Source organism: Tenacibaculum retecalamus (genome assembly GCF_027941755.1).
In the GTDB taxonomy this organism is placed as follows: Bacteria; Bacteroidota; Bacteroidia; order Flavobacteriales; family Flavobacteriaceae; genus Polaribacter; species Polaribacter haliotis_B.
This window is the reverse complement of sequence record NZ_CP115916.1, coordinates 2,774,424-2,798,731: the sequence shown is the minus strand read 5'-3', so window position 1 is coordinate 2,798,731 and position 24,308 is coordinate 2,774,424. Positions and strand designations below refer to the sequence as shown.

25 protein-coding genes and 1 pseudogene are annotated in these 24,308 nt (G+C 31.0%); 20 read left to right on the top strand and 6 right to left on the bottom strand.

Annotation, left to right across the window (positions count from 1 at the left end; translation table 11 throughout):
- The first annotated feature begins 179 nt into the window (after positions 1-179).
- Positions 180-1,187, top strand: a complete 1,008-nt coding sequence (locus tag PG912_RS13190; protein WP_275687906.1) for an aspartate-semialdehyde dehydrogenase — start codon at positions 180-182, stop codon at positions 1,185-1,187.
- Between the two features lie 67 nt (positions 1,188-1,254).
- Positions 1,255-1,910 (top strand): annotated as a pseudogene (locus tag PG912_RS13185) (HD domain-containing protein).
- A 191-nt stretch (positions 1,911-2,101) separates the two neighbouring features.
- Here PG912_RS13185 and PG912_RS13180 read toward each other — a convergent pair.
- Genes PG912_RS13180 through PG912_RS13170 form a run of 3 tightly spaced genes read right to left on the bottom strand, consistent with a single transcriptional unit; the run spans position 2,102 to position 5,503 of the window.
- Positions 2,102-2,884: an enoyl-CoA hydratase/isomerase family protein gene (locus PG912_RS13180; RefSeq protein ID WP_275687905.1), complete on the bottom strand. Its 783-nt coding sequence runs from the start codon at positions 2,882-2,884 to the stop codon at positions 2,102-2,104.
- A 4-nt stretch (positions 2,885-2,888) separates the two neighbouring features.
- A complete protein-coding gene (locus PG912_RS13175) occupies positions 2,889-4,301 on the bottom strand; it encodes a sensor histidine kinase (RefSeq protein ID WP_275689061.1) in 1,413 nt (470 codons plus the stop codon).
- A gap of 50 nt (positions 4,302-4,351) precedes the next feature.
- Complete coding sequence (locus PG912_RS13170) at positions 4,352-5,503, bottom strand: DNA polymerase III subunit (RefSeq protein WP_275687904.1); 1,152 nt, start codon at positions 5,501-5,503, stop codon at positions 4,352-4,354.
- A 122-nt stretch (positions 5,504-5,625) separates the two neighbouring features.
- On the opposite strand from PG912_RS13170, the gene PG912_RS13165 reads away from it, so the two are divergent.
- The 3 genes from PG912_RS13165 to PG912_RS13150 all read left to right on the top strand — a co-directional run bounded on the left by PG912_RS13165 (position 5,626) and on the right by PG912_RS13150 (position 8,656).
- Positions 5,626-5,850, top strand: coding sequence for a FeoA family protein (locus PG912_RS13165; protein ID WP_275687903.1), 225 nt, complete (start codon positions 5,626-5,628; stop codon positions 5,848-5,850).
- A gap of 3 nt (positions 5,851-5,853) precedes the next feature.
- Positions 5,854-7,959, top strand: coding sequence for a ferrous iron transport protein B (feoB, locus tag PG912_RS13160; RefSeq protein ID WP_275687902.1), 2,106 nt, complete (start codon positions 5,854-5,856; stop codon positions 7,957-7,959).
- A 223-nt stretch (positions 7,960-8,182) separates the two neighbouring features.
- Positions 8,183-8,656: a DUF3575 domain-containing protein gene (locus PG912_RS13150; RefSeq protein WP_275687900.1), complete on the top strand. Its 474-nt coding sequence runs from the start codon at positions 8,183-8,185 to the stop codon at positions 8,654-8,656.
- Between the two features lie 33 nt (positions 8,657-8,689).
- On the opposite strand, the gene brnQ is transcribed toward PG912_RS13150, so the two are convergent.
- Positions 8,690-9,964, bottom strand: coding sequence for a branched-chain amino acid transport system II carrier protein (gene brnQ / locus PG912_RS13145; RefSeq protein ID WP_260587251.1), 1,275 nt, complete (start codon positions 9,962-9,964; stop codon positions 8,690-8,692).
- 105 nt (positions 9,965-10,069) lie between these two features.
- The gene (locus PG912_RS13140; protein ID WP_275687899.1) at positions 10,070-10,423 is read right to left on the bottom strand and encodes a hypothetical protein; all 354 of its coding nucleotides are present in this window, start codon (positions 10,421-10,423) and stop codon (positions 10,070-10,072) included.
- Here PG912_RS13140 and PG912_RS13135 point away from each other — a divergent pair.
- A complete protein-coding gene (locus PG912_RS13135) occupies positions 10,422-11,339 on the top strand; it encodes an alpha/beta fold hydrolase (protein ID WP_333780666.1) in 918 nt (305 codons plus the stop codon). The two genes, PG912_RS13140 and PG912_RS13135, sit on opposite strands and share 2 nt — an antisense overlap.
- Before the next feature lie 38 nt (positions 11,340-11,377).
- Complete coding sequence (gene upp, locus PG912_RS13130; protein ID WP_275687898.1) at positions 11,378-12,031, top strand: uracil phosphoribosyltransferase; 654 nt, start codon at positions 11,378-11,380, stop codon at positions 12,029-12,031.
- Between the two features lie 2 nt (positions 12,032-12,033).
- On the opposite strand, the gene PG912_RS13125 is transcribed toward upp, so the two are convergent.
- Positions 12,034-12,936, bottom strand: coding sequence for a DUF6427 family protein (locus PG912_RS13125; RefSeq protein WP_275687897.1), 903 nt, complete (start codon positions 12,934-12,936; stop codon positions 12,034-12,036).
- Between the two features lie 42 nt (positions 12,937-12,978).
- Between PG912_RS13125 and PG912_RS13120 the strand changes: the two genes are divergently transcribed.
- The 13 genes from PG912_RS13120 (at position 12,979) to PG912_RS13060 (ending at position 24,306) form a co-directional block, all read left to right on the top strand.
- Positions 12,979-13,191: a DUF6341 family protein gene (locus tag PG912_RS13120; protein WP_260587246.1), complete on the top strand. Its 213-nt coding sequence runs from the start codon at positions 12,979-12,981 to the stop codon at positions 13,189-13,191.
- 18 nt (positions 13,192-13,209) lie between these two features.
- Positions 13,210-13,881 carry a tRNA (guanosine(46)-N7)-methyltransferase TrmB gene (gene trmB, locus PG912_RS13115; protein ID WP_275687896.1) on the top strand — a complete coding sequence of 224 codons (672 nt, stop codon included), beginning with the start codon at positions 13,210-13,212 and terminating at the stop codon, positions 13,879-13,881.
- A gap of 9 nt (positions 13,882-13,890) precedes the next feature.
- A complete protein-coding gene (locus PG912_RS13110; protein WP_260587244.1) occupies positions 13,891-14,235 on the top strand; it encodes an MGMT family protein in 345 nt (114 codons plus the stop codon).
- A 159-nt stretch (positions 14,236-14,394) separates the two neighbouring features.
- The gene (locus tag PG912_RS13105) at positions 14,395-15,525 is read left to right on the top strand and encodes an Mrp/NBP35 family ATP-binding protein (protein WP_275687895.1); all 1,131 of its coding nucleotides are present in this window, start codon (positions 14,395-14,397) and stop codon (positions 15,523-15,525) included.
- A gap of 10 nt (positions 15,526-15,535) precedes the next feature.
- Positions 15,536-15,772 (top strand): NifU family protein, encoded by a 237-nt coding sequence (locus tag PG912_RS13100; RefSeq protein WP_218771730.1) that lies wholly within the window; start codon positions 15,536-15,538, stop codon positions 15,770-15,772.
- A gap of 203 nt (positions 15,773-15,975) precedes the next feature.
- Positions 15,976-17,031, top strand: coding sequence for an NAD(P)/FAD-dependent oxidoreductase (locus PG912_RS13095; RefSeq protein ID WP_275687894.1), 1,056 nt, complete (start codon positions 15,976-15,978; stop codon positions 17,029-17,031).
- A gap of 41 nt (positions 17,032-17,072) precedes the next feature.
- Entirely contained in the window at positions 17,073-17,969 is an 897-nt protein-coding gene (locus PG912_RS13090) for a sterol desaturase family protein (protein ID WP_275687893.1), read from the top strand.
- Position 17,970: 1 nt separating this feature from the next.
- Positions 17,971-18,303 (top strand): 2Fe-2S iron-sulfur cluster-binding family protein, encoded by a 333-nt coding sequence (locus PG912_RS13085; RefSeq protein WP_218771728.1) that lies wholly within the window; start codon positions 17,971-17,973, stop codon positions 18,301-18,303.
- A gap of 197 nt (positions 18,304-18,500) precedes the next feature.
- A complete protein-coding gene (locus PG912_RS13080) occupies positions 18,501-19,670 on the top strand; it encodes a homogentisate 1,2-dioxygenase (RefSeq protein WP_275687892.1) in 1,170 nt (389 codons plus the stop codon).
- Between the two features lie 188 nt (positions 19,671-19,858).
- Positions 19,859-21,022 carry a 4-hydroxyphenylpyruvate dioxygenase gene (hppD, locus tag PG912_RS13075; protein WP_275687891.1) on the top strand — a complete coding sequence of 388 codons (1,164 nt, stop codon included), beginning with the start codon at positions 19,859-19,861 and terminating at the stop codon, positions 21,020-21,022.
- 103 nt (positions 21,023-21,125) lie between these two features.
- Positions 21,126-22,046: a tryptophan 2,3-dioxygenase family protein gene (locus PG912_RS13070; protein WP_275687890.1), complete on the top strand. Its 921-nt coding sequence runs from the start codon at positions 21,126-21,128 to the stop codon at positions 22,044-22,046.
- A gap of 103 nt (positions 22,047-22,149) precedes the next feature.
- The gene (locus PG912_RS13065; protein ID WP_275687889.1) at positions 22,150-22,926 is read left to right on the top strand and encodes a DUF3108 domain-containing protein; all 777 of its coding nucleotides are present in this window, start codon (positions 22,150-22,152) and stop codon (positions 22,924-22,926) included.
- A 300-nt stretch (positions 22,927-23,226) separates the two neighbouring features.
- Positions 23,227-24,306, top strand: a complete 1,080-nt coding sequence (locus PG912_RS13060; protein ID WP_275687888.1) for a peptidoglycan DD-metalloendopeptidase family protein — start codon at positions 23,227-23,229, stop codon at positions 24,304-24,306.
- Positions 24,307-24,308 lie beyond the last annotated feature (2 nt).

Sequence of the window (24,308 nt, the reverse complement as noted above, 5' to 3'; positions counted from 1 at the left end):
CTTTGCAAATGTACTTCTTTTTTGATTTTTAATGTTTAAAACCACACTTTTTACTACAATTTGATGTTTTTTAAACTTTAACCAAAAATTTTAATAAAAACAGATACAACTAATTCAATTTTTTTAAACCTTTGTATTTGTATAGATTAAAGTTTATTAACATACTTAATATTAAAAAAATGAGAGTAGCAGTTGTAGGGGCCACCGGAATGGTAGGTAATGTAATGTTACAAATATTAGCAGAACGTAATTTTCGTGTAACAGAATTAATTCCTGTTGCGTCTGAACGTTCAGTTGGTAATAAAATTGAATTTAAAGGAACTGAATATACTGTTGTTGGTTTAGAAACGGCTGTAAATATGAAGCCAGATTTGGCTTTGTTTTCTGCAGGAGGTGAAACTTCTTTAATTTGGGCACCAAAATTTGCAGAAGTTGGTACAACAGTAATTGATAATTCTTCTGCTTGGAGAATGGATTCTACCAAAAAATTAGTTGTTCCAGAAATTAACGGAGATGTGTTAACATCAGAAGATAAAATTATTGCAAATCCTAACTGTTCTACGATTCAGTTAGTAATGGCATTAGCGCCTTTGCATAAAAAATACACGATGAAACGTGTGGTTATTTCTACCTATCAATCTGTTTCAGGAACCGGTATAAAAGCAGTACAACAATTAGCCAACGAAGAGGCTGGTATTGAAGGTGATATGGCTTATCCTCATAAAATAGGAAGAAATGCTTTGCCACATTGCGATGTTTTTTTAGAAAATGGATACACTAAAGAAGAGATGAAATTGGTAAAAGAACCAAAGAAGATTTTACGTGATGCTTCTTTTTCTGTTACAGCAACTGCGGTTAGAATTCCTACTGCAGGAGGGCACTCTGAAGCTGTAAACGTACAGTTTAAAAATGATTTTGATTTAAAAGAAGTTCGTGATATTTTAGACAATACAAACGGAATTATAGTACAAGATGATGTAGCGAATAATTTATACCCAATGCCAATTACTGCACATAATAAAGATGAAGTTTTTGTAGGACGAATTCGTAGAGATGAATCTCAAGAAAATACTTTAAATCTTTGGGTTGTTTCTGATAACCTTCGTAAGGGAGCCGCAACGAATACTATACAAATAGCGGAATATTTAGTTGCTAATAATTTGATTAAAGAATCGATTACGGTTTAAAAAATGTATTTTTATATTATTACAGTCCTGTGTTATTCATTAGCACAGGATTTTTTATTTTTGAAGCATGAATAAAGAGCAAATTATAGAAAATACAATAACCTTTGTAAAAGAAAGATTACAAGGTGCAGAAGGAGGACACGATTGGTTTCATATAGAGCGTGTGTATAAAAATGCTTTATTAATTGCAAAAGATGAAACGGTGGATGGGTTTATAGTGTCATTAGGTGCTTTGTTACATGATATTGCAGATGCTAAATTTTATAACGGAGATGAAACTGTGGGCCAAAATTGGCGCGTGAGTTTTTAGAAAATCAACAAGTTAACGAAGATATTATTATCCATATAGAAAATATTATTCAATATATTTCTTTTAAAACAAGTTTGGCAAGCGGAGAAAAATTTAGTTCACCAGAATTAGCTGTAATTCAAGATGCAGATAGGTTAGATGCGATTGGAGCGATAGGAATTGCTCGTTGCTTTAATTATGGCGGATTTAAAAACAGGGCTTTATATGATCCTGAAATTGCTCCTAATTTAAATATGACAAAAGACGAGTATAAAAAATCTACTGCACCAACAATCAATCATTTTCATGAAAAGTTATTGCTTCTTAAAGATAAAATGAATACTCAAGCAGGAAAAAAAATAGCTTTAGAAAGGCATAATTATATGCAAAGTTTCTTACAACAATTTCATGATGAATGGAGTGGGATAAAATAAACATATTTCAATGTTCTGTTAAAAAAAATTATTTTATGGTAAAGTTTTTAAATAAATGTTGTGTATGTGTTAATATTATATATATTTACAACATGATTTGATAATCCCCCTGTTATTAATGATTCCCCTTAAGAAAAAAAGCATTTAGATTTTAAAACCTAAATGCTTTTTTTATGATTAAATTTAAATTTTTATTCCCCAGGAAAAATTGGTTTTCTTTTTTCTAAAAAAGCAGTAGTTCCTTCTTTAAAATCTTCGGTACCAAAAGAATCACCAAACTCAGCAATTTCAGTTTCAAAACCATTTACGCCATCTTTAAAATTGTCGTTTACGGCTCTAATTGCTGCGCTAATTGCTACAGAAGAATTACGCATTATTTTACTAGCTAACTTTTCTGCTAAAGGCACTAACTCATCTTGGGTTACCACATGGTTTACTAATCCCCATTGTTTGGCATCTTCTGCAGAAATCATTCCGGCAGTCATAATTAATTCCATGGCTTTTCCTTTACCAACTAATTGAGGTAAACGTTGCGTACCACCGTAACCAGGAATTACACCTAAAGACACTTCTGGTAATCCCATTTTTGCATTGTCTGATGCTATTCTAAAATGACAGGCCATTGCTAATTCTAATCCGCCACCTAAAGCAAAACCATTTATGGCAGCTATTACAGGAGTTGCTAAGTTTTCAATTAAATCAAATAAAGATTCTTGCCCTAGTCTAGCTAATCTAGCTCCTTCTTCTACAGAGAAATTTGCAAACTCAGAAATATCAGCACCTGCTACAAATGCTTTTTCTCCACTACCAGTAATAATGATTGTTTTTACATTGATATCATCTTCTAAAGCTTCAAAAGCAGTACTTAATTCTTCAATTGTAGTACTGTTTAAAGCATTTAATTTTTTAGGTCTGTTAATGGTAACTGTTGCTAATCCGTTAGTAATAGATACTAAGATTTTTTCGAAATTCATTTGATTAAGTTTTAGGTAAAATTACGGTAAAAACAGTTCCGATATCTTCTTTTGATGTAAAGCTGATAGAGCCGTCGTACGCTTCAATTATGTTTTTTATCATTGGTAAACCTAAGCCCATTCCGCTTGTTTTGGTGGTGAATTTAGGTTCAAAAATTAATTCTTTATTTTCATCAGTAATTCCTTTTCCGTTATCAGAAACGGTAATTTTCACGTTATTTCCATCAGAAGTTACTTTTACTTCAATTTTAGGGTTTGGTTCACTTTTTTTAATTGCTTGTGTTGCATTTTTTATTAAATTAGTTAAAATTCTTATCAATTGCGTTTTATCTAAGTTAGCAAATAGCTCGGTTTCTTGCGGAATGTAATGTATGTAATCTTCAGAGAAAATATCTAAAGAATGTTTAACAACATCAACAACATCTAATTTTTCTCTACGTTGAGTAGGCATTTTCGCAAAATCGGAAAAAGCAGAAGCGATAGAACTCATTACATCAATTTGTTGAATTAATGTTTCGCTATATTCAGACATCTTTTCTTTAATCTTCGGATCTTCAGGATTAAATCGCCTATCGAAACTCTGTACAGAAAGACGCATTGGTGTTAGCGGATTTTTTATTTCATGCGCTACTTGTTTTGCCATTTCTCTCCAAGCTTGTTCACGTTCACTTCTAGCAAGTTTTACGGCACTTTCTTCTAATTGATCAATCATATTATTGTAAGAATCAATCAAAGAATTTATTTCTGAACTAGCAGAATTCAAGGTGATTTTTTCATTACGCTGATTTAAACGTGTTTCTTTAATTTTTTCAGAAATCGTTTGAATAGAGCGTGTAATATAGCTTGATAAAAAATAAGCTAACGAAATAGCGATGATAAACATTAATAGATAAACTAGTAATAAGCGAGATATAAATTCACGTAATTCGTGCTTTTGTTCTTCGTTATCCTGTGCTATTTGTAATTTTAAAATACCAATTCTTTTAAAACGTGTATCGTTTATGTAAGTGTAAGAAGATTGGTAGGTTATTCCTTTTTCATCTTTGTCTTTTATAACTTTATGATCAGAGTTATTAGCAAGTTCTACAATGATTTCTGAAGCTAAGTTTTTACCTTCTTTTTTATCAAAATTATAAGGAATAGACGATTTTAAAAGTAGCCCTTCCATATCGTACATAGATACGGTAAGTTTATGCACGTAGGCAATATCATAAATACGATCTTGAAAAATTTTAGCTAAATTATTAGTAGTAACCGCATAGGTTGTCTTGCGTTTTAACTCAATTTCAATATCTTGTTTTGTAGCACTTTCTTTTCTGTTAAAACGTAGCGTATTATAATCGTCTGTTTGTTCACCATATTGAAATATGGTAACGCTAATAATTAAAATTGATGCTAGTAACACCAATAATATCATGGAAAGGAAGATTCTAATTCGGAGTGATATGTTTTTAATTTTTAGCAAAATTATAGTTTTATTTTTTCTTCTTTAGTATGTAATAAACGTGTTAGTTTTATAGATAAATCTAACAAAATTATTTTAGCATTCCCGTTTCGTTCAATATGATACTGAGCTTCACTTACTTCTTTTTCAATAGTTAAGATATTCGTACTATGTATAAAAGGAGCAAATTTTGATAGTTGAAAATTTGCTGATTTTGTTTCTAGAAAAACTAAATCGGGAGCACCATAATTTAATAATAGCGCTTGTCTAAAAAATTGCAAACAGTATTGTAAGAACTGCTTTTGAGTTTCACGACCCGATTTTGCAATGGCCTCAGACCAACTAATTAAATCTTGAATAACAGCAGCATTTCCTTTGGCTTTAAAAGCGGCACGAATCCATGTAATAAACCATTCTTCAAAAATTAAGTCATTTGAGTTGTTGTTTAATATATGAAGTGCTTTATTGTAATTCCCTTCAGATTGATGTGCTATTTTAGCAGCCTCATTTTCTGTTACTTTTTCGTTTTTAACTAAAGTATTTTTTATATCGGCATCACTTAAGGAAGGTAAATATAAGGCCTGACAGCGAGATTTTATGGTATTTATAATTTGTTCTTCATCTTCTGTAATTAGTAAGAAAATAGTTTTATTTGGTGGCTCTTCAATTAGTTTTAGTAATTTATTAGAAGCTGCAATATTCATTTTTTCAGCCATCCAAATAATCATTACTTTAAAACCGCCTTCATATGATTTTAATTGTAGCTTTTTAACAATGTCTTGAGCTTCATCTACACCAATTTGACCTTGTTTATTTTCTACTCCAATGTGCTGAGACCAGTTAAATAAACTACCATAAGGTTGTTCTTCAATAAAACGTCTCCAATCACCTAAAAACAAATTACTAACTGGGTGTTTTTTTACCGAATCGTTAGTAGTAACAGGAAAAGCAAAATGCAAATCTGGATGTTGTAACTTATTACATTTTATATTACATGCTTCAGTATTACTTGAAAAATTACATAATAAATATTGAGCATAAGCAATAGCCATGGGTAAAGTACCACTACCTTCTTTACCAACAAAAAGTTGCGCATGTGGTATTCGATTGTTTTCAGCCGATTGCTGTAAATGTTTTTTAATATGTTCTTGTCCTATGATTTGATCGAAAGTCATGCAACAAATATAAGATTTCAAATACATTGAACAACCAATAAAAGAAACTTGAGATTGTTAAGCTTCTATTGTTTAGAATGGTTCTATTTTAGTATCTTTGCTAGCCAATTTATACATTTACTTTGAATTCAATAGCAACTTTACAAATCGGAGAGAGAGGAATTATATCTGAAGAATGTTTAGATATAATTCCATTAAAATTATTGGAAATGGGTTGTTTGCCTGGAACCGAAGTAGAACTATTACAGGTTGCTCCTTTTAAAGACCCTATGTATATATGTGTAAACGGAAGTCATTTAGCAATTCGAAAAGAAACTGCTTGTCAAATTATAATTACCAAAATATAACTGATGGGTAATCGTATTAAAGTAGCTTTAATTGGAAATCCGAACACCGGAAAAACGTCATTATTTAATCAATTAACGGGGTTAAGTCAAAAAGTAGGTAATTATCCAGGAGTAACAGTCGATAAAAAACAGGGAGTTTGTAAATTGTCAGAAAATAAATCGGCAATTATAACAGATTTACCTGGGACTTACAGTATAAACCCAACTTCTATAGACGAAAGTATCGTTTTAAAAACCTTATTAAATTCTCAAGAAAGTGAGCAACCAGATGTAATTGTTGTAGTCGCAGATGTAGAGAATTTAAAACGAAATTTATTACTATTTTCTCAAATACAAGATTTAGAAACACCTACCATTTTAGCCATAAATATGGCAGATCAATTGAAACGTAAAGGGATTTCGATTGATATTGATAGTTTAGAGAGAGAGCTACAAACAAAAGTGGTTTTAATTTCGGCTAGAAATAATGAAGGAATAGTAGGCCTAAAAGAAGAAATTACAAACTATAAAGCTTTAAAAAAATATTCAAATTTTAATGAAATTTCCAATAAAATTGATGCAGAATATTTTAATGAATTATCAAAAAAGAGTACTAATTTTTCATCTTACGAATTATGGATGATGCTTACAAAGAAAGATACATCTATACTTTCTGAATATGAAAAAAAACAATTAGAGGCATTTAATGATGATGATTCTAAACAAAAAAAGTATCAACATAAGGAAACAATTTATCGATATCAAAAAATCAATTCAATTTTAAAGAAAGCATATAAAGTTGATGCTTCTAAAGCAACAGATTTACGATCGAAGTTAGATAAAGTTTTTACACACAAAATATTTGGTTACGTTATTTTCTTCGGATTATTATTGCTGATTTTTCAATCTGTTTTTGATTGGGCATCTACTCCAATGGATTTGATAGATGGTTTATTTGCAAATATTGCAGAATTTACAAAAGCGAATTTGCCAACAGGAATGTTTACCGATTTATTAACTGAAGGAATTATTCCTGGAATTGGAGGTGTTATTATTTTTATTCCGCAGATAGCAATTTTATTTTTCTTCATTGCTATTCTTGAAGAAACAGGTTATATGAGTAGAGTTGTGTTTTTGATGGATAAAATTATGCGACGTTTTGGTATGAGTGGTAAAAGTGTAATTCCGTTAATTTCAGGAACAGCTTGTTCAATTCCTGCAATAATGGCAACACGAACTATTTCTAGTTGGAAAGAACGTTTAATTACAATTCTGGTAGTACCATTTACAACTTGTTCTGCACGTTTACCTGTATACGCTATCTTAATTGCTTTAATAATACCAGATACAAAAATATTTGGAATTTTAAGCTTACAAGGATTCACTTTGTTAGGATTGTATGTTCTTGGTTTTGGCGCGGCAATTATAGGAGCTTATATTTTACATAAAACATTAAAAATAAAAAACACTTCATTTTTTGTGATGGAAATGCCTAATTATAAGCTTCCGTCGGCGAAAAATGTGTTTTTTGATGTATTAGAAAAAACAAAAGCTTTTGTTTTTGGAGCAGGTAAAATAATTTTGGCAATATCAATTGTATTGTGGTTTTTAGCATCAAACGGACCTTTATCGTTTGAAAATGCAGAAAAAAATGTAATTGAAAATATTGCAAATCAACAACTACCTGAAGCAGAATTATCGCAAAAAATAGCATCAGCAAAATTAGAAAACTCTTATATAGGAATCGCAGGAAAAGCAATAGAACCAGTTGTAAAACCATTAGGGTATGATTGGAAAATTGGAATAGGGTTAATAGCTTCGTTTGCAGCAAGAGAAGTGTTTATAGGTACTTTAGCTACAATTTATAGTGTTGAAAATGATGATGAAGATATTTCAACAATTAAAGAGAAGATGGCATCAGAAATAAATATAGAAACTGGTGAAAAACGATTCAATTTTGCCACCGGAATGTCGTTACTATTGTTTTATGCCTTTGCTATGCAATGTATGGCTACTTTGGCAATTGTAAAAAGAGAAACTAAAAGCTGGAAATGGCCACTTGTACAATTGTTTGGTATGGGAATATTGGCATATTTATCGGCATTTGCAGCATATCAAATACTAAGTTAATGCAAGAAATTATTACATATATAATAGTAGGTTTGGCGGTGTTTTTTTTAGTGAAAAAATTCTTTATTAAAACTAAAAAAAGTCAGGGTTGCAGTGCTGATTGCAATTGTTCTTAATAAAAAAAACAATATTTTATTTTTTGCAGCACATTATACATTTAATGTATTTTTGTGGTATTGTAATTGATAGTTAGTTAAAACTATAATTGATTTAAAATTTAAATATGAAAAAAATACTTTTAATAGCTGTTGTTTTTATCAGCGCATTAGCACAAGCCCAAAAAGAAGTTAAAGTTGATATTTTAGATGCATTAGCGTTAAAAACGATAGAAGTATCTTATGAACATTACACAGCTAGTCGTTCATCGATAGGAATTTCAGCATTATTTAATTTTGAAAAAAAATCATCTGATTTTAGATACAATGAAGAATGGATGATTACGCCATATTTTCGTCATTATTTTACCGACAATAATAATTGGAATTATTTTGGAGAAGTTTTTTTAGGTATTAATAACGGAATTAGAAACAATAATGAATATACAGATGGTGCTTTAGGTATTGCTTTAGGTTCTAAATATATTTCTGGTGGTGGTTTTGTTATTGATGTATATGGTGGTTTAGGAAGAAATATGTTTACTTCAGAGTCTCGTTCAGTAGTACCAAGAGTGGGAATTAATTTAGGATATCGATTTTAATCGCCACAACATAAAATATTTCAAAAGCTTGCATTATGCAAGCTTTTTTGATGCTAACATATTCGTTAAAATATAAACTATAACTGCGGGTAATACCCATCCTAAATGCTGATTTGCTAAGGGAATTAGATTCTTAATTTCGGTTAAATAATTTTTATCAATAAAAAATTCTAAAAAATCTGGAATGCTAAAAATAAATGTAGTTATAACAACTACTTTAAAAACTAGCGCAGAAGCGTATTTGTTAGGAATAACATTTAAAATAATTAAAACGATGGTAATCGGGTAGATAAACATTAATACAGGTAAGGCAATGTTTATAATATCACGTACATCAAACTGCCCAACTATAACACCTAATACACAACCAATAATAGCTGTTGTTATGTAGGTTTCTCGCAAATTATTTGTAATGCCTTTTATATAATCTGCTGTTCCTGTAATAATACCTACGGCTGTTGTAAAGCATGCTAAGCTAACTAACAGACTTAAAAAAGTGGTACCAATATTACCAAGAGTTTGAGTACTTAAGGTAGTTAAAACTTCTGACCGAGTGGCTTCATTGTTAAAAACTGAGTTGAACAATGCACCGTTGTAAATAAGTCCTGCGTAAATAATTAAAAGCCCTAATCCTGCGATAAATCCTGCTTTGGTAATCAGGTCTTTTTTAACTTTAAAAGAAGTTTTTTTATTAAAATTTAACGAAACGACTAAAATACCACCAACAACAATAGCTCCAATAGCATCAAAGGTTTGATATCCTTCTAATAACCCGCTAATGAAAGGTGTTTTAATGGTAGACGGAATCATTGTTCCAGGAGTAGAGAATATTCCAATAAAAATAATTGCTAGTAGAATTAAGATAATTAATGGGGTTAGAAATTTTCCTAGTAAATTTAATATTTTCGATCTATTGATTACAAAAATAAAAACCAATCCAAAATAAATACTACTTGTTATTAATGAGTTAACATTAAAATAAGGTGCAATAGCCATTTCGTGGGTAACCGAAGCTGTTCTTGGTGCTGGTAAAGCAATTGAAATTGTGTATATGATAAGGCAATAAACAGTACTAAAAAGGGGCGATACTTTTTTACCAAAATCATATAAAGTTCCTTGTAATTTTGCGTGTGCTAAAATTCCTAAAATAGGTATGAATACAGCGGTAATAAAAAAACCAATTGTTACCCAACTCCATAAATCTCCAGCATTTTTACCTAAAAAAGGCGGTAGAATTAAATTTCCAGCGCCAAAAAACATAGAAAACAAGGCAAAACCAGTAATACATATATCTTTTGTTTTATTCATTTGTGTTGGTGGTGTTTTTAATGATAAGAAGGATAAAATTTATAGCTAGGTATATAAGCGCAATCGAAATTAGAGTAAATTTCATAAAAGCAAAATAGTAGGCGGCTAAGGCCATAGTTTATTTGTGCTACCCAATAACAATTGTATCAAACAGATATTTTCGATAGCATCAAAAATAGCCGTAAAAAATTGTGAAAACAGTAAGATAAGTCCCACTTGATAAACCGGTTTCCCTGTCCAAAGTATTTTATTAAGTTTGTGAATTAACAAGGCTATCAATGGTGGGTAAATCATCAGAAATAAAAAGTCTAATCCCAAACTAATCCCTGCATTAATTTTTGCTTGTGTATTCCAAGAGTTTAAAATAGCTTCTGATACTTGCATGTCTTTCGCTAGTTCGAAAGATAATATTCCGTTTTTACAAACATCATTTATTAAATAATAATCGATGTTTAACATGCTAAATAATATACTAGTGGTAGCAATAGCAAGAAAAAAAGTAAGGTTTTTTTCTGCTTTTGTTGATAGTAAAGAAAAAGGTGATGTTAGCATGCTTTTACAAAAAATACTAGCGAAAGATACATATTTTTGCAATATGCAAAAGGTTATCACTTATAAAAATAGTAAAATAGCATATTCAGACGTAGGAAAAGGAAGTGCTGTGGTGTTGTTACATGGTTTTTTAGAGAATTCGACAATGTGGAAAGAAATCACTGAAGAATTGTCTAAAAAAAATCGTGTGATTTGTATTGATTTATTAGGGCATGGAAATACCGCTTGCATTGGTTATGTACATTCGATGACCGAAATGAGTGAAGCGGTAAAAGAAGTACTTAATTCACTTCGACTAAGAAAATTTTATATGATTGGCCATTCAATGGGTGGATACGTTTCCTTAGCGTTTGCAGAAAAACATTTAGAAAACATAAAAGGTTTGTGTTTGTTAAATTCAACAGCACAAGCAGATTCTGAAGAACGAAAAAAACTGCGTTTAAGAGCCTGTGAAATGGCACAAACTAATTATGATAATTTAGTAAAGATGTCTATTTCAAATTTATTTACAACTAAAGCACGAGCAAAATTCCCGAAAGAAATAGTGCAAATAAAAGCAGCAGCTTTAAAAACTAGCGTTCAAGGTTATATTGCAGCAACAAAAGGAATGCAGTTAAGAGAAAATAAAGAAGCTGTTTTACAAACTATTGATAAACGATTGATTATTGCAGGAATTCACGATCCGATAGTAAGTTATCAATCGATTATAGACGAGTCAAAACGAACAAATACCCCTTTACAAGAACTTTCTAGTGGTCATATGAGTCATGTTGAAGACAGTGATAAATTGATAGTCTCTTTAAAGAAATTTATTAAAGGCTAAATATTTTCTGTTTCTTTGTAGTATAAAAAAAGACACTTATGAAAATTCACCACCTAGCTAAGGAAAAATCTATTTTAAATAAATTTTTAGCAGAAATAAGAAATGTAGCTGTTCAAAAAGATTCGATGCGTTTTCGTAGAAATATTGAACGAATTGGCGAGGTTTTAGGATATGAATTAAGTAAAAAATTATCTTTTAAAAACAAAGATATTAAAACACCTTTAGGAGTAAAAGCTATTGAAACTCCGGTTAAAGATGTAATTTTATGTTCAATTCTTAGAGCAGGATTACCTTTGCATAACGGATTGTTAAATTATTTTGATGATGCAGAAAATGCTTTTATATCGGCATATCGTCACCATCCGAATAACGATGAAGAATTTGAAATTGTTGTTGAGTATTTTGCATCGCCTTCAATAGATGGTAAAACGTTATTATTAGTTGATCCTATGTTGGCTACAGGTAGATCTTTAGTGGCCGTTTATGAAGCAATTAAGAAATATGGAACACCAAAAAAAATCGAAATAGTATCAGTTATAGGTTCCGCAGAAGGGGTTAAATATATCAAAGGATTTTTTCCAGAAAATACTGATTTATGGATTGCTGATATTGATGAAGGGTTAAATGATAAAGGATATATTGTTCCTGGTTTAGGTGATGCAGGTGATTTGGCTTACGGATCCAAAATGTAATGTTATATAAGTTTTATTAGCACCGAACCAATCAATAGTAAAAATAATATGGCATCAGAAATCCATTTTTTTTGAAATAACTCTAAGCCATTTGCTAATATTATTGCTGTAGGAAAAAATAAGAATAACAATTCACTTCCAGTTTTATCATTTATTAAGAGCACAATAAACACTGAAATAACAAAATGAATTACCACTAAAATCCAGTTTTTCCTAAATGTATTCAAAACAGCTAATGCTTTTGGGCTTTTTAATATAATTGAAAAAAAGACAAAAATAGCCATGAATATAATTGGTAGTATATAGTTAATATTTAAATATAATTCTGTGTTGTAGGCGAAGTTCCAATCAAAAAGAAGGTAGAAATCAGCTATTTTATCATACCAAAAACAATACGTAAAAAACAAGAAAATAACACTTCCAAAGCCAATTACAGGAATTAATAATGTTTGATACGTAAAGTGGTGGTGTAAATAAATTGAAACATAAAGCAACACCCCAAATAGTGCGGTATAAGGTTCAATTAAAAAAGAAATACCAAGCCATAAACCACCATCAAATAATTTATGAAAAGCATTTTTTGATGATTGTAAACTATATACTTTACGCAAAAAAAGCAATACTGTTAAGCAGGCGTAAAATGTTTTATTAATAGCAATAACATCAGTGAAAAATCCAATAAGTATTACAAAAAATAAAAAGGCAAAAGAATTATCGAAAGTCAATTGATTTTTTGCAATAATAAAATTGAAAACAGCAAAAATAACCGCAAAGCCAAGCAATTCTTTAAAGATATTAAAAGATAATTCTTTAGAAAGAGAGCTGATAAAAAAGTAGCTTAAAAACAGTGCGAATAGCACTATGAAATTAACAGGTTTTGATTTACCGAAAAAATTGGCTAACATACTTTCTTTTTATACTTTTGCAAACGTAAAGATAATCAAGTTATGTTAGGATTAAATATTTTTAGATTAATTGGAGAATTATTTGAGTACATTTTAATTCCATTCAAATGGTTGCGACTAGAAGTTGCTAAAGGAGATTATGGATGGTGGACATCAAATGCTGTAAACTGGCTATTTGTATTGGTGTTAATCGTTTTATTTGGGTACTGGATGTGGCAATCGGCAACTTTCTTAAAAGAAGGAACTGAGGATTAAGCTTAATTTAGATACACATTGGGAAGCAAAAATAAATTAAAACGTTTCAAAGAAAATGAAACGTTTGCTAACGTACTTCAGCCTACAAGAGAAGAAGTGGTTGGTGATTTTTCTTTAAAAGGAAAATGGCGTACTTTTTTTAAAAACGACAACCCTATTGTTTTAGAGCTGGGTTGTGGTAAGGGAGAGTATACGATTGCTTTGGCAGAGAAAAATCCAAATAAAAATTTTATTGGTATTGATATTAAAGGAGCTCGTTTTTGGCGTGGTGCAAAAACCGCAATAGAAAACGACATGCAAAATGTTGCCTTTATTAGAACACAAATAGAATTGGTAGATTATATTTTTGCCGAAAATGAAGTTGATGAAATTTGGATAACATTCCCAGATCCACAAATAAAATTCCAACGTACAAAGCATAGAATGACCAATTCAGTATTCTTAAAAAAGTATCACCATATTTTAAAAGAAGACGGAATTATGAACCTAAAAACCGATAGCGAATTTATGCACGGTTATACGTTAGGTTTAATACATGGTGAAGGGCATGAAATTATACACGCCAATCATAATGTATATACAAATGAAGGAGCTCCAGAAGAAGTAACTTCTACCCAAACTTTCTACGAAAAACAGTATTTAGAGGTAGGGAAACCAATTACTTATATTCGTTTTAAATTAAATTACTAATTTTACTCGGTGAGTAAAAATCAAAATTTTTTCGAAAGAGTTTACAAGGTAGCAAAGCTAATTCCATACGGAAGAGTAACAAGCTACGGAGCTATCGCAACTTATTTAGGTGCTGCAAAATCTGCAAGAATGGTTGGTTGGGCAATGAATAAATCAGGCCTGCAAGATGTACCTGCGCACAGAGTTGTAAATAGAATTGGGTTGCTTACAGGAAAACAACATTTTGACGGAACTAATTTAATGCAGCAACTTTTAGAAAATGAAGGAATTGTTGTAATTGAAAATCAAATCCAAAATTTCGAAACCGTTTTTTGGAATCCGATAAGCGAACTTCTGCCTGAAGAAGAACTTTAGCGTGTAAATGAATGCGTATTATATTCGTTTTTCTGATTAAAATATGTCATAAAATAGAATTATCACTTCATAAATAATCACAATCTAACTCCCTTTATTTTCTGACGTCTAAAACGTATCTTTGCAGTTAGGTATTAATTAATTTAATTAAACACTCTAATGAGTTTTAAAAAACAAGATATATACAAAGCGTTAGAAACTATTACTGCACCAGGAGAAGGTAAGAGTTTAGTTGAAAACGAAAACATAAAAAACATCGTTACTTTTGGTAACGAAGTAATTGTTGATGTAACAATTTCAAACCCATCTTTACAAGCTAAAAAGAAGGCAGAAGTAGAAATTACCAAAGCTATTCACGAAAATGTTGATAAAGCAATCGATGTAAAGGTGAATGTAAAAGTTGAGGTTAAGGAGAAAGAAAATCCGAATGAAATAAAAGGAAAATCAATTCCTAATATCCAAAATATTATTGCAATAGCGTCAGGTAAAGGAGGTGTAGGTAAATCTACAATTACCTCTAACATGGCAGTATCTTTAGCTAAAATGGGCTTTAAAGTAGGTGTTTTAGATGCTGATGTTTATGAGCCATCTCAACACATAATGTTTGATGTTGAAAAAGAAAAGCCTTTAGCGGTAAAGGTAGACGGGCGTTCTAAAATGAAACCTGTTGAAAATTACGGCGTAAAATTATTATCACTAGGTTTCTTTACAGATCCTAATCAAGCAGTAATTTGGCGTGGACCAATGGCTTCAAAAGCATTAAATCAATTAATTTTTGATGCAGATTGGGGAGAATTAGATTTCTTATTAATCGATTTACCTCCAGGAACAGGAGATGTGCATTTATCAATCGTACAAGCAGTTCCAATTAACGGAGCCGTAGTGGTAAGTACACCGCAAAACATTGCTTTAGCTGATGCTAAAAAAGGTGTTGCAATGTTTAAACAAGAAAGTATTAATGTACCAGTATTAGGTATCGTAGAAAACATGGCGTATTTTACACCAGAAGAATTGCCAGAAAATAAATATTACATTTTTGGTAAAGGAGGTGCTAAAAATTTAGCGGAAGATATCGAAACTAGTTTCTTAGGTGAAATACCATTAGTGCAAAGTATTCGTGAAGCAGGTGATGTAGGTCACCCAGTGGCATTACAAGAAAACACTCCTTTACAAAAAGCATTTACAGAGGTAACCAAAGAAATGGTTTCTCAATTATTAAAAAGAAATGCTAATTTGCCAGCTACCGAAGTAGTTCGTATTACTACAATGAGCGGTTGTAGTACTAAATAGTTAAAAAATTATGACAGCAACAGAAATAAAAGATAACGTAGAAAAAGCTTTAGAAGAAATTCGTCCTTTTTTAATAAGTGACGGTGGAAACATTAAGTTATTATCTATCGAAAATAATAAAGTAAAAGTTCAGTTAGAAGGAGCTTGTAGTGGCTGTACAGTAAATCAAATGACGTTAAAAAACGGCGTTGAAGCAACCATAAAAAAATATGTTCCATCAATAGAAGAAGTAATTAACGTAGCTTAAAACTTGATTTTTATCAGGTTTTAATAACTGTAAACTTATTATTTTTGGGCGTTCGAGCGCGCTTTCGCTACTCGCTTTTTTAAAAATAGAAAAATATTTTTAAAAAGAGCTTAAACAAACCGCTCAATCACTAACGCATATATTCCTGTCTTTTTTTTAAAGACAGGAATATCAGTATAAAAAAGAAAATTCTTGTCATTAAAATGATACAAACAGATATACTAATTATAGGAGCAGGTCCAACAGGATTGTTCACCGTATTTGAAGCAGGATTATTAAAATTACGTTGTCATTTAATTGATGCATTACCACAACAAGGAGGGCAATGTTCAGAAATTTATCCTAAAAAACCTATTTACGATATACCAGCGTATCCAGAGATTTTAGCAGGCGATTTAACCGATAAATTAATGGAACAAATTAAACAATTTGAACCAGGATTTACCTTAGGAGAACGCGCTGAGACAATCGAAAAACAAGAAGATGGTAGTTTTATAGTAAGCACCAATAAAGGAACAAAACATAAAGCTCCAATTGTAGCAATAGCAGGTGGTTTAGGAAGTTTTGAGCCACGTAAACCACCAATTCCTAGTATTGCAGATTATGAAGATAAGGGAGTTGAATACATGATTAAAGAGCCAGAGCTTTACCGAGATAAAGATGTGGTTATTGCAGGAGGTGGAGATTCAGCTTTAGATTGGTCTATTTTCTTAACAGATGTAGCTAAATCGGTAACTTTAGTACACCGCAGAAATGAGTTTCGTGGAGCCTTAGATTCTGTTGATAAAGTACAAGAATTAAAAGATGCAGGTAAAATTAATTTAGTTACACCTGCTGAGGTTAAAGGAATTGTTGGTGAAAATAAAGTTGAAGGTGTTTTAATAGCACCAAAAGATCAAGAAGAGTATATTTTAAAGTGTGATCATTTTATTCCGCTTTTTGGATTATCGCCAAAATTAGGACCTATTGCAAATTGGGGATTAGAAATTGAAAAAAATGCTATTAAAGTAAATAATGCGTTAGATTATCAAACAAATATTCCTGGTATTTATGCCATTGGAGATGTAAACACGTATCCAGGAAAATTAAAGTTGATTCTTTGTGGTTTTCATGAAGCAACGTTAATGTGTCAAAGTGCTTTTCAGCGTATTTTTCCAGATAAAAAATACGTAATGAAATATACCACTGTTGGTGGAATAGACGGTTTTGATGGTACACGAAAAGAAGCTCCGAAAGCAGTGGTTAAAAAAATAGAATAATATTTTAGTTAACTTTAGCTGGCTTATAAATAGATAAAATTTTGACGTTAATAGATTACATAGAACAATTATCACAAGATAAACTCTTGTACTTTGCATTGCCAATATTCTTAATTTCGATGTTGGTAGAGTATCAAATATCAAAAGAAAAGTACAATGCAAAAGATACAGGAATATCAATCTTAATGATGGTTTTCTCTGCAATTGTTGAGTTTTTTCCTAAGGTAATAGCTTTCGTTGTTTTCTTCTATTTACACGAGTTAAGTCCGTTAAAAGATATTGTAGGGCGACAATGGTGGGTGTGGATATTACTTTTTTTTGCAGATGATTTTGCATACTATTGGTTTCATCGTTTAAACCACGAAGTTCGGTTATTTTGGGCTGGTCACGTACCGCATCATTCATCAATACACATGAATTTAGGCACCGCTTTACGCCAAGGAGTTGGTGAGCGTATTCATAAATTTTTCTTTTGGATATGGATTCCTTTATTAGGTATCGATCCATTAATGATGTTTGTAATGATGTCTGTAAGCTTAATTTATCAGTTTTTTGTGCATACCGAATTGATAAATAAACTACCAAAACCAATTGAATATATTTTTAATACGCCATCGCACCATAGAGTACATCACGCATCAAATATTCGTTATTTAGATTGTAATCATGCAGGGATTTTAATTATTTGGGATCGTATTTTTGGTACTTTTTCAGAAGAATTAAAAGATATAGAACATCCCGTTTACGGTTTAACAGTAAATATTGAAACGTATAATCCGATAAAAGTAGCAACACACGAATATTCGGCAATTTTAAAAGATGTAAAAAGAGCTCGTAAATTTTCTGATAAATTGAATTATATTTTCAACTCACCGGGTTGGACGCATGATGGGGAAGATAAACGAGCAAAAACATTACGTAAAAAAATGAATCTGTAATATGGAACAAGATATCACCCTAAAAATAACTGATAGAGAAGGTGTTTTACACGAAATTCAAGCGCCAACCGATATGGCAATGAATTTAATGGAAGTTGTACGTTCATACGAATTAGCGCCAGAGGGTACAATTGGTATTTGTGGTGGTATGGCAATGTGCGCTTCTTGCCAATGTTATATAAAATCTGCCCATGAGTTACCAGAAATGGGTGATGATGAAGATGCAATGTTAGCGGAAGCTTTTTATGTAGAAGATAATAGTCGATTAGGTTGTCAATTAGCAATAACTCCAGCACTCGATGGTTTAGAGGTTGAATTAGCTCCTGAGAGTTAAAAAATCTAACATTCTTTTCTGTATATTTGTAGAACAAGCAACTAAAAGTTCTAACAATGTATTTAGACTTACTATCACATTTAAAATTTTTGATAAAACGGAATCCCGAATAATTAATAGAATAATCTATCAATGTTAAAATGTAGCAATATTTATTTGTTACATTATTATATTAATTTATTAAACTATTAAGCAATATGCCTTTTTATCATAAGTTAGGAAATATTCCACCCAAAAGACATACACAATTTCGTAAAGAAGACGGAAGTTTGTATTACGAACAATTGTTTGGTACGATTGGTTTCGACGGAATGTCTACCAATTCATATCACGAACACAGGCCTACAATGGTCAAAGAAATTCGCAAACAATATTCTGTTGCGCCAAAAATAGCCAAAGCCAATAATATTCAATCGTATCGTTTTCGTGGATTTCAAGTAAAGCCAGAAAACGATTATCTAGAAAGTAGAAAAGTAGTTTTAACAAATACTGATTGTAATATCATATTATCAGCACCAAAAAAATCTACTACAGACTATTTTTACAAAAATACCGATGCTGATGAGGTAATTTTCATTCATAAAGGAACAGGAAAATTAAGAACCCATCTTGGTAATTTAGATTTTAAATATGGAGATTATTTAGTAATTCCACGTGGAATTATTTACAAATTAGATTTTGATGATGAAAACAATAGATTGTTTATTGTTGAATCATACTCGCCAGTATACACACCAAAACGTTATAGAAACTACTTTGGTCAATTATTAGAACACTCACCATTTTGTGAACGTGATTTAAGAAGACCAGAAGAACTAGAAACGTATAACGAATTAGGAGATTTCTTAATTAAAGTAAAAAAGCAAGGCGAAATTATTGAAATGGTCTATGCCTCACATCCTTTTGATGTAGTAGGTTATGATGGATATAATTTTCCGTATGCCTTTTCAATTCACGATTTCGAGCCAATAACAGGTCGTATTCATCAACCGCCACCAGTGCATCAAACATTCGAAACAAACACCTTTGTAATTTGTAGTTTTGTACCTCGTTTGTACGATTATCATCCAGATTCTATTCCAGCGCCATACAATCACAGTAATATCGATTCTGATGAAGTTTTATATTATGTAGATGGTGATTTTATGAGTAGAAACGATATCGATCAAGGTCATATTTCGTTACACCCAGCAGGAATACCACATGATTCCCACCCAGGAGCAGCAGAAAGAAGTATCGGGCATACAAAAACAGAAGAATTAGCGGTAATGGTAGATACATTTAAACCATTGCAAGTTACAGAAGAAGCAATGAAAATTGCCGATGAAGACTATTATAAATCTTGGTTAGAAGAAAATAAACATTAGAAGCTATTTCCTGCTTTTCGCACTCGCTTTTTTTATTTAGAAAAAAATAAAAAAGAGCTCAAACAAATGCTTCAATCAGGGCTAAATTTGTTTGAATAAATAATGCTTTATCAAAGGAATCGCTAATTTATAAATATAAGACCTCACAAGTTTTTAAAACCTGTGAGGTCTAGAAAAGAATAAACACAATGAGTAAAAAAGAAATAAAATCAGTAAACTACGGTTTAGAAAAAATATTTGAAGGAGCACAAGATTTCCTTCCATTACTAGGTACAGATTATGTAGAGTTTTATGTAGGTAACGCAAAGCAATCTGCACACTTTTATAAAACCGCATTTGGGTTTCAATCATTTGCCTATAAAGGCTTAGAAACAGGATCAAAAGACTCAGTAAGTTATGTATTAACTCAAGATAAAATCAAGTTAATTTTAACGACGCCATTAAACAGTAAATCACCTATTAACGACCATATTGTAAAACATGGTGACGGTGTGAAAATTGTGGCACTTTGGGTAGAAGATGCTAGAAAAGCATATGAAGAAACAATTTCACGTGGTGCAAAATCGTACATGGAACCAACTGTAGAATCTGACGAAAACGGAGAAGTAGTTCGTGCAGGAATTTATACTTACGGAGAAACAGTACACATGTTTGTAGAGCGTAAAAACTATAAGGGTACCTTTTTACCAGGTTTTCAAGAATGGAAATCAGATTATAACCCACCAAGTGCAGGCTTAAAATACATAGACCATATGGTTGGTAATGTAGGTTGGGGACAAATGAATAAATGGGTAAAATGGTACGAAGACGTTATGGGATTCGTTAACTTTTTATCATTTGACGACAAACAAATTCATACCGAATATTCAGCCTTAATGAGTAAGGTAATGTCTAACGGAAATGGGCGTATTAAATTTCCTATAAACGAGCCAGCAAAAGCAGCTAAACGTTCTCAGATAGAAGAATATTTAGACTTCTACGAAGGTGAAGGTGTACAACATATAGCCGTTGCAACCGACGATATTATTAAAACAGTATCTCAGTTAAAAGCAAACGGAATTGAGTTTTTACCACCACCACCACAAGCGTATTATGACGGAATTCCTGAGCGTTTAGGAGAGCACATGAGCATGATGAAAGAAGATATTTCTAAATTACAAGAACTATCTATAATGATTGATGCTGATGAAGAAGGATACTTATTACAAATTTTTACAAAACCAGTTGAAGATAGACCAACATTATTTTTTGAAATTATTCAAAGAATGGGAGCTCGTGGGTTTGGAGCAGGAAACTTTAAAGCCTTATTTGAGTCTATCGAAAGAGAACAATTAAAAAGAGGAACTTTATAATTCCTAATGAATAATTATAGAAACATTAAATCACCATTTTCATAAGTCGAAAGATTTATAGAAATGGTGATTTTTAATACGAATGTTTATATAAAATATAATAATGAATAAAGAAGAGCTTTTACAAGCAATAGAAAATAAGTCTAAAAAACTAGGTGTTCCGTTAGAAACAATGTTAGAAGGATTGCTTCATAGCACACCTATAACGTATTGGGATTATATTCAAACCGATGCTTTGTTAGGATTGCAAATTCCTAGAACAACAGAAAAAGATGAAATGGTTTTTATCATGTATCATCAAGTAAATGAGTTGTTGTTTAAAATGATTTTGTGGGAAATAGATCAAATTTCACTTTCTAAAGAACTAATAACTGCAAATAAATTTTCTAAACATTTAATGCGTGTTAGTAGATATTTTGATATGTTATGTAATTCATTCACCGTAATGCAAGACGGAATGGATGTAGAGCAGTATTTAAAGTTTAGAAACACATTAGCTCCTGCAAGCGGATTTCAAAGTGCTCAGTATCGAAAAATTGAATTTGCATCAACAGAACTAATTAATTTAATTGACGCTCGTTACAGAGATACAATTGATAGAAGTTCGTCTTTTAAAAATGCTTTTGAGCATTTGTACTGGCAAGCAGCAGGAAAAAATCATAAAACAGGAGAAAAATCGATCTTAATCCAGCTTTTCGAGAAAAAGTATATGGGAGATTTTATCGATTTTATGGAAGATTATAACGACTGTAATTTGTCAACTAAATTTAAACAATTGCCAGAAGAAGTTCAACAAAATAAAGAACTAATCGAAGCAATGCGTCATTATGATTATACTGTAAACGTAAAATGGGTAATGGCACATTATAACGCTGCGGGTAAATATTTAGGTGGTGGCGATAAAGATTTAGAAGCAACAGGCGGAAGTAATTGGCGTAAATATATGCACCCAAAATATCAACGCAGAATATTCTTTCCATATTTATGGAGCGAAGAGGAATTAAAAAATTGGGGAACATTTTAACCTTAATTAATAATACTAAAAAAAGCTGTTTGATTTTAAAATCAAACAGCTTTTTTTAGTTTGGAACAATAATTGTCTTACTTTTTTCATAAGTTTGAATACTATGAAGAAACAGCTTTTTTTTATTTCCGTATTATTTTTTACCACAATTGCTTTTGGTCAAGAGAAATCACCCGTTTTTAAAGATGGAGAGTGGTTAAAATTTAAGATGAGTTACAGTGGTTTTTTAAAAGCAGGTAATGCTACTTTATCATTAAAAGAGAAAGAATTAAATGGTAAAAAAGTATTGCATGCTAAAGCTAAAGGGTGGACTACAGGAATGATTAAGTGGTTTTTTAAAGTAAATGATGATTACCAATCATATTTTGATAAAGAAACCGGTAAGCCATATTTATTTAAAAGAAAAATTAATGAAGGAGGTTATAAAAAAAATAAGCAAATAGCTTTTAATCAACAGAAAAACACCGCCTACATTCAAGACTTTCTAAAAAATAAAAACAAAACTGTTGAAGCGGTAAATGTACAGGATATGATTTCTGCCTTCTATTTTTTAAGAAAACACGACTTAAAAAAAATGAAAAAAGGAGAAGAAATAAAAATGAATATGTTTGTTGATGGAGAAAGTAATCCGTTTAAATTGCGGTTTTTAGGTTATGAAACACTAAAAACAAAGTTTGGTAAAATAAAAACTCAAAAATTTAGACCTTTTGTACAGGCAGGAAGAATTTTTAAAGCAAAAGAAAGTGTAACTGTTTGGATTACTGCAGACGATAATAAAATACCTATAAAAATTAAAGCCTCTTTATCTGTGGGGTCTCTTCGTGCGGAGTTAGAATCTTATAAAGGATTGGCAAACCCTTTTGAAATAATTTTTAATTAAAATAGAATAAGTTGTTTACTTATTGTTAAAGTATAATAAGCCATTGTTTTTATTTGTATTTTTGCCAGTAAACTCAATTTTAAATAATTTTTTCTTGAAAAAAATAGTCCTTTTACTCCTTGTTTTTTGTTTTATATATTCATGTAAAGAAGAAAAAAAGAGATCGTAAAAACACCTGTAAAGATTGAAAAACCAAAACCTGTTTATGTTTTTGGTTTTAATTTAGATAATTATAAGGTAGTAAATGATACCATTAAAAGCGGAGAAAGTTTTGGAGTTATTTTAGATAGGCACCACGTCATGTATCCGAAGATTAATGAAATAGCTACAAAAATTAAAGACACTTTTGATGTAAGGCGAGTTCGGTCAGGTAAAAAATATACAATTCTTACTTCAAAAGATTCACTTCAAAAAGCGCAAGTATTTATTTATAAACACAATAAAGTTGATGCAACAATTATCAATTTTAAAGATTCTATTATTGAAGCCTATAAGGTTAAGAAAAAAATTAAAGTAATAGAAAAAGAAATTGCTGGAGAAATTTTTTCAAGCTTATCTGTTACGATGGATAGTTTAGGTTTAAAACCAACGTTAACAAATACTGTTGCCGATATTTATGCATGGACACTGGATTTTTACCGCCTTCAAAAAGGAGATAAATTCAAGTTAATTTATGAAGAAAAGTTTATTAACGACACTACTTTTGTTGGTTATGGAGAGGTAAAAGCAGCTGTTTTTAATCATGGAGGTGAAGATTTATATGCTTATAAATTTGTAGGTGATTCTATTAGAATGATTCCAGAATTTTATGATGAGAAAGGAAATATGCTTCGTAGAGCTTTTTTAAAATCACCAATTAAATTCCAATACCGTATTTCATCAAGATATAATTTAAAAAGAAGAATAGCACATTATGGTTATAGAGTTAAAGCTCATAGAGGAACCGATTTTGCTGCGAAAAATGGAACGGAAATTATGACAACTGCTAGTGGAACAGTTACCGAATCTACAAGAAAAAGAGGTAATGGTAATTATGTAACGGTGAAGCATAATAGTACTTTTACCACGAAATATTTTCACATGAGGAGAAGGAAAGCAAAGGTTGGAGACTTTGTAAAACAAGGAGATGTTATAGGTTGGGTTGGTTCAACAGGTAGCAGTTCTGGAAATCATGTGTGTTATCGTTTTTGGAAAAACGGAAAACAAGTTGATCCTTTTCGAGAGAAACTTCCTTCGGCAGAACCTTTAGACCCAAAAATTAAACCGGCATATTTTGAATTTATAAAGCCATTAAAAAAACAATTAGATAGTATTAAATCACCTAAAAAGGCCACTCTTTATATTCCTGTAGTCGAAAAAGAACTATTACCTACACATTAATT

Bases quoted from the DNA above. Each gene is read 5' to 3' on its own strand.
- PG912_RS13190 (WP_275687906.1), top strand. From the start codon at position 180: ATGAGAGTAGCAGTTGTAGGGGCCACCGGAATGGTAGGTAATGTAATG.
- PG912_RS13180 (WP_275687905.1), bottom strand. From the start codon at position 2,884: ATGAATTTCGAAAAAATCTTAGTATCTATTACTAACGGATTAGCAACA.
- PG912_RS13175 (WP_275689061.1), bottom strand. From the start codon at position 4,301: ATGATATTATTGGTGTTACTAGCATCAATTTTAATTATTAGCGTTACC.
- PG912_RS13170 (WP_275687904.1), bottom strand. From the start codon at position 5,503: ATGACTTTCGATCAAATCATAGGACAAGAACATATTAAAAAACATTTA.
- feoB (WP_275687902.1), top strand. From the start codon at position 5,854: ATGGGTAATCGTATTAAAGTAGCTTTAATTGGAAATCCGAACACCGGA.
- PG912_RS13150 (WP_275687900.1), top strand. From the start codon at position 8,183: ATGAAAAAAATACTTTTAATAGCTGTTGTTTTTATCAGCGCATTAGCA.
- brnQ (WP_260587251.1), bottom strand. From the start codon at position 9,964: ATGAATAAAACAAAAGATATATGTATTACTGGTTTTGCCTTGTTTTCT.
- PG912_RS13135 (WP_333780666.1), top strand. From the start codon at position 10,422: ATGCTAAATAATATACTAGTGGTAGCAATAGCAAGAAAAAAAGTAAGG.
- PG912_RS13140 (WP_275687899.1), bottom strand. From the start codon at position 10,423: ATGTTAAACATCGATTATTATTTAATAAATGATGTTTGTAAAAACGGA.
- upp (WP_275687898.1), top strand. From the start codon at position 11,378: ATGAAAATTCACCACCTAGCTAAGGAAAAATCTATTTTAAATAAATTT.
- PG912_RS13125 (WP_275687897.1), bottom strand. From the start codon at position 12,936: ATGTTAGCCAATTTTTTCGGTAAATCAAAACCTGTTAATTTCATAGTG.
- PG912_RS13120 (WP_260587246.1), top strand. From the start codon at position 12,979: ATGTTAGGATTAAATATTTTTAGATTAATTGGAGAATTATTTGAGTAC.
- PG912_RS13105 (WP_275687895.1), top strand. From the start codon at position 14,395: ATGAGTTTTAAAAAACAAGATATATACAAAGCGTTAGAAACTATTACT.
- PG912_RS13100 (WP_218771730.1), top strand. From the start codon at position 15,536: ATGACAGCAACAGAAATAAAAGATAACGTAGAAAAAGCTTTAGAAGAA.
- PG912_RS13095 (WP_275687894.1), top strand. From the start codon at position 15,976: ATGATACAAACAGATATACTAATTATAGGAGCAGGTCCAACAGGATTG.
- PG912_RS13085 (WP_218771728.1), top strand. From the start codon at position 17,971: ATGGAACAAGATATCACCCTAAAAATAACTGATAGAGAAGGTGTTTTA.
- PG912_RS13080 (WP_275687892.1), top strand. From the start codon at position 18,501: ATGCCTTTTTATCATAAGTTAGGAAATATTCCACCCAAAAGACATACA.
- hppD (WP_275687891.1), top strand. From the start codon at position 19,859: ATGAGTAAAAAAGAAATAAAATCAGTAAACTACGGTTTAGAAAAAATA.
- PG912_RS13070 (WP_275687890.1), top strand. From the start codon at position 21,126: ATGAATAAAGAAGAGCTTTTACAAGCAATAGAAAATAAGTCTAAAAAA.
- PG912_RS13065 (WP_275687889.1), top strand. From the start codon at position 22,150: ATGAAGAAACAGCTTTTTTTTATTTCCGTATTATTTTTTACCACAATT.
- PG912_RS13060 (WP_275687888.1), top strand. From the start codon at position 23,227: ATGTATCCGAAGATTAATGAAATAGCTACAAAAATTAAAGACACTTTT.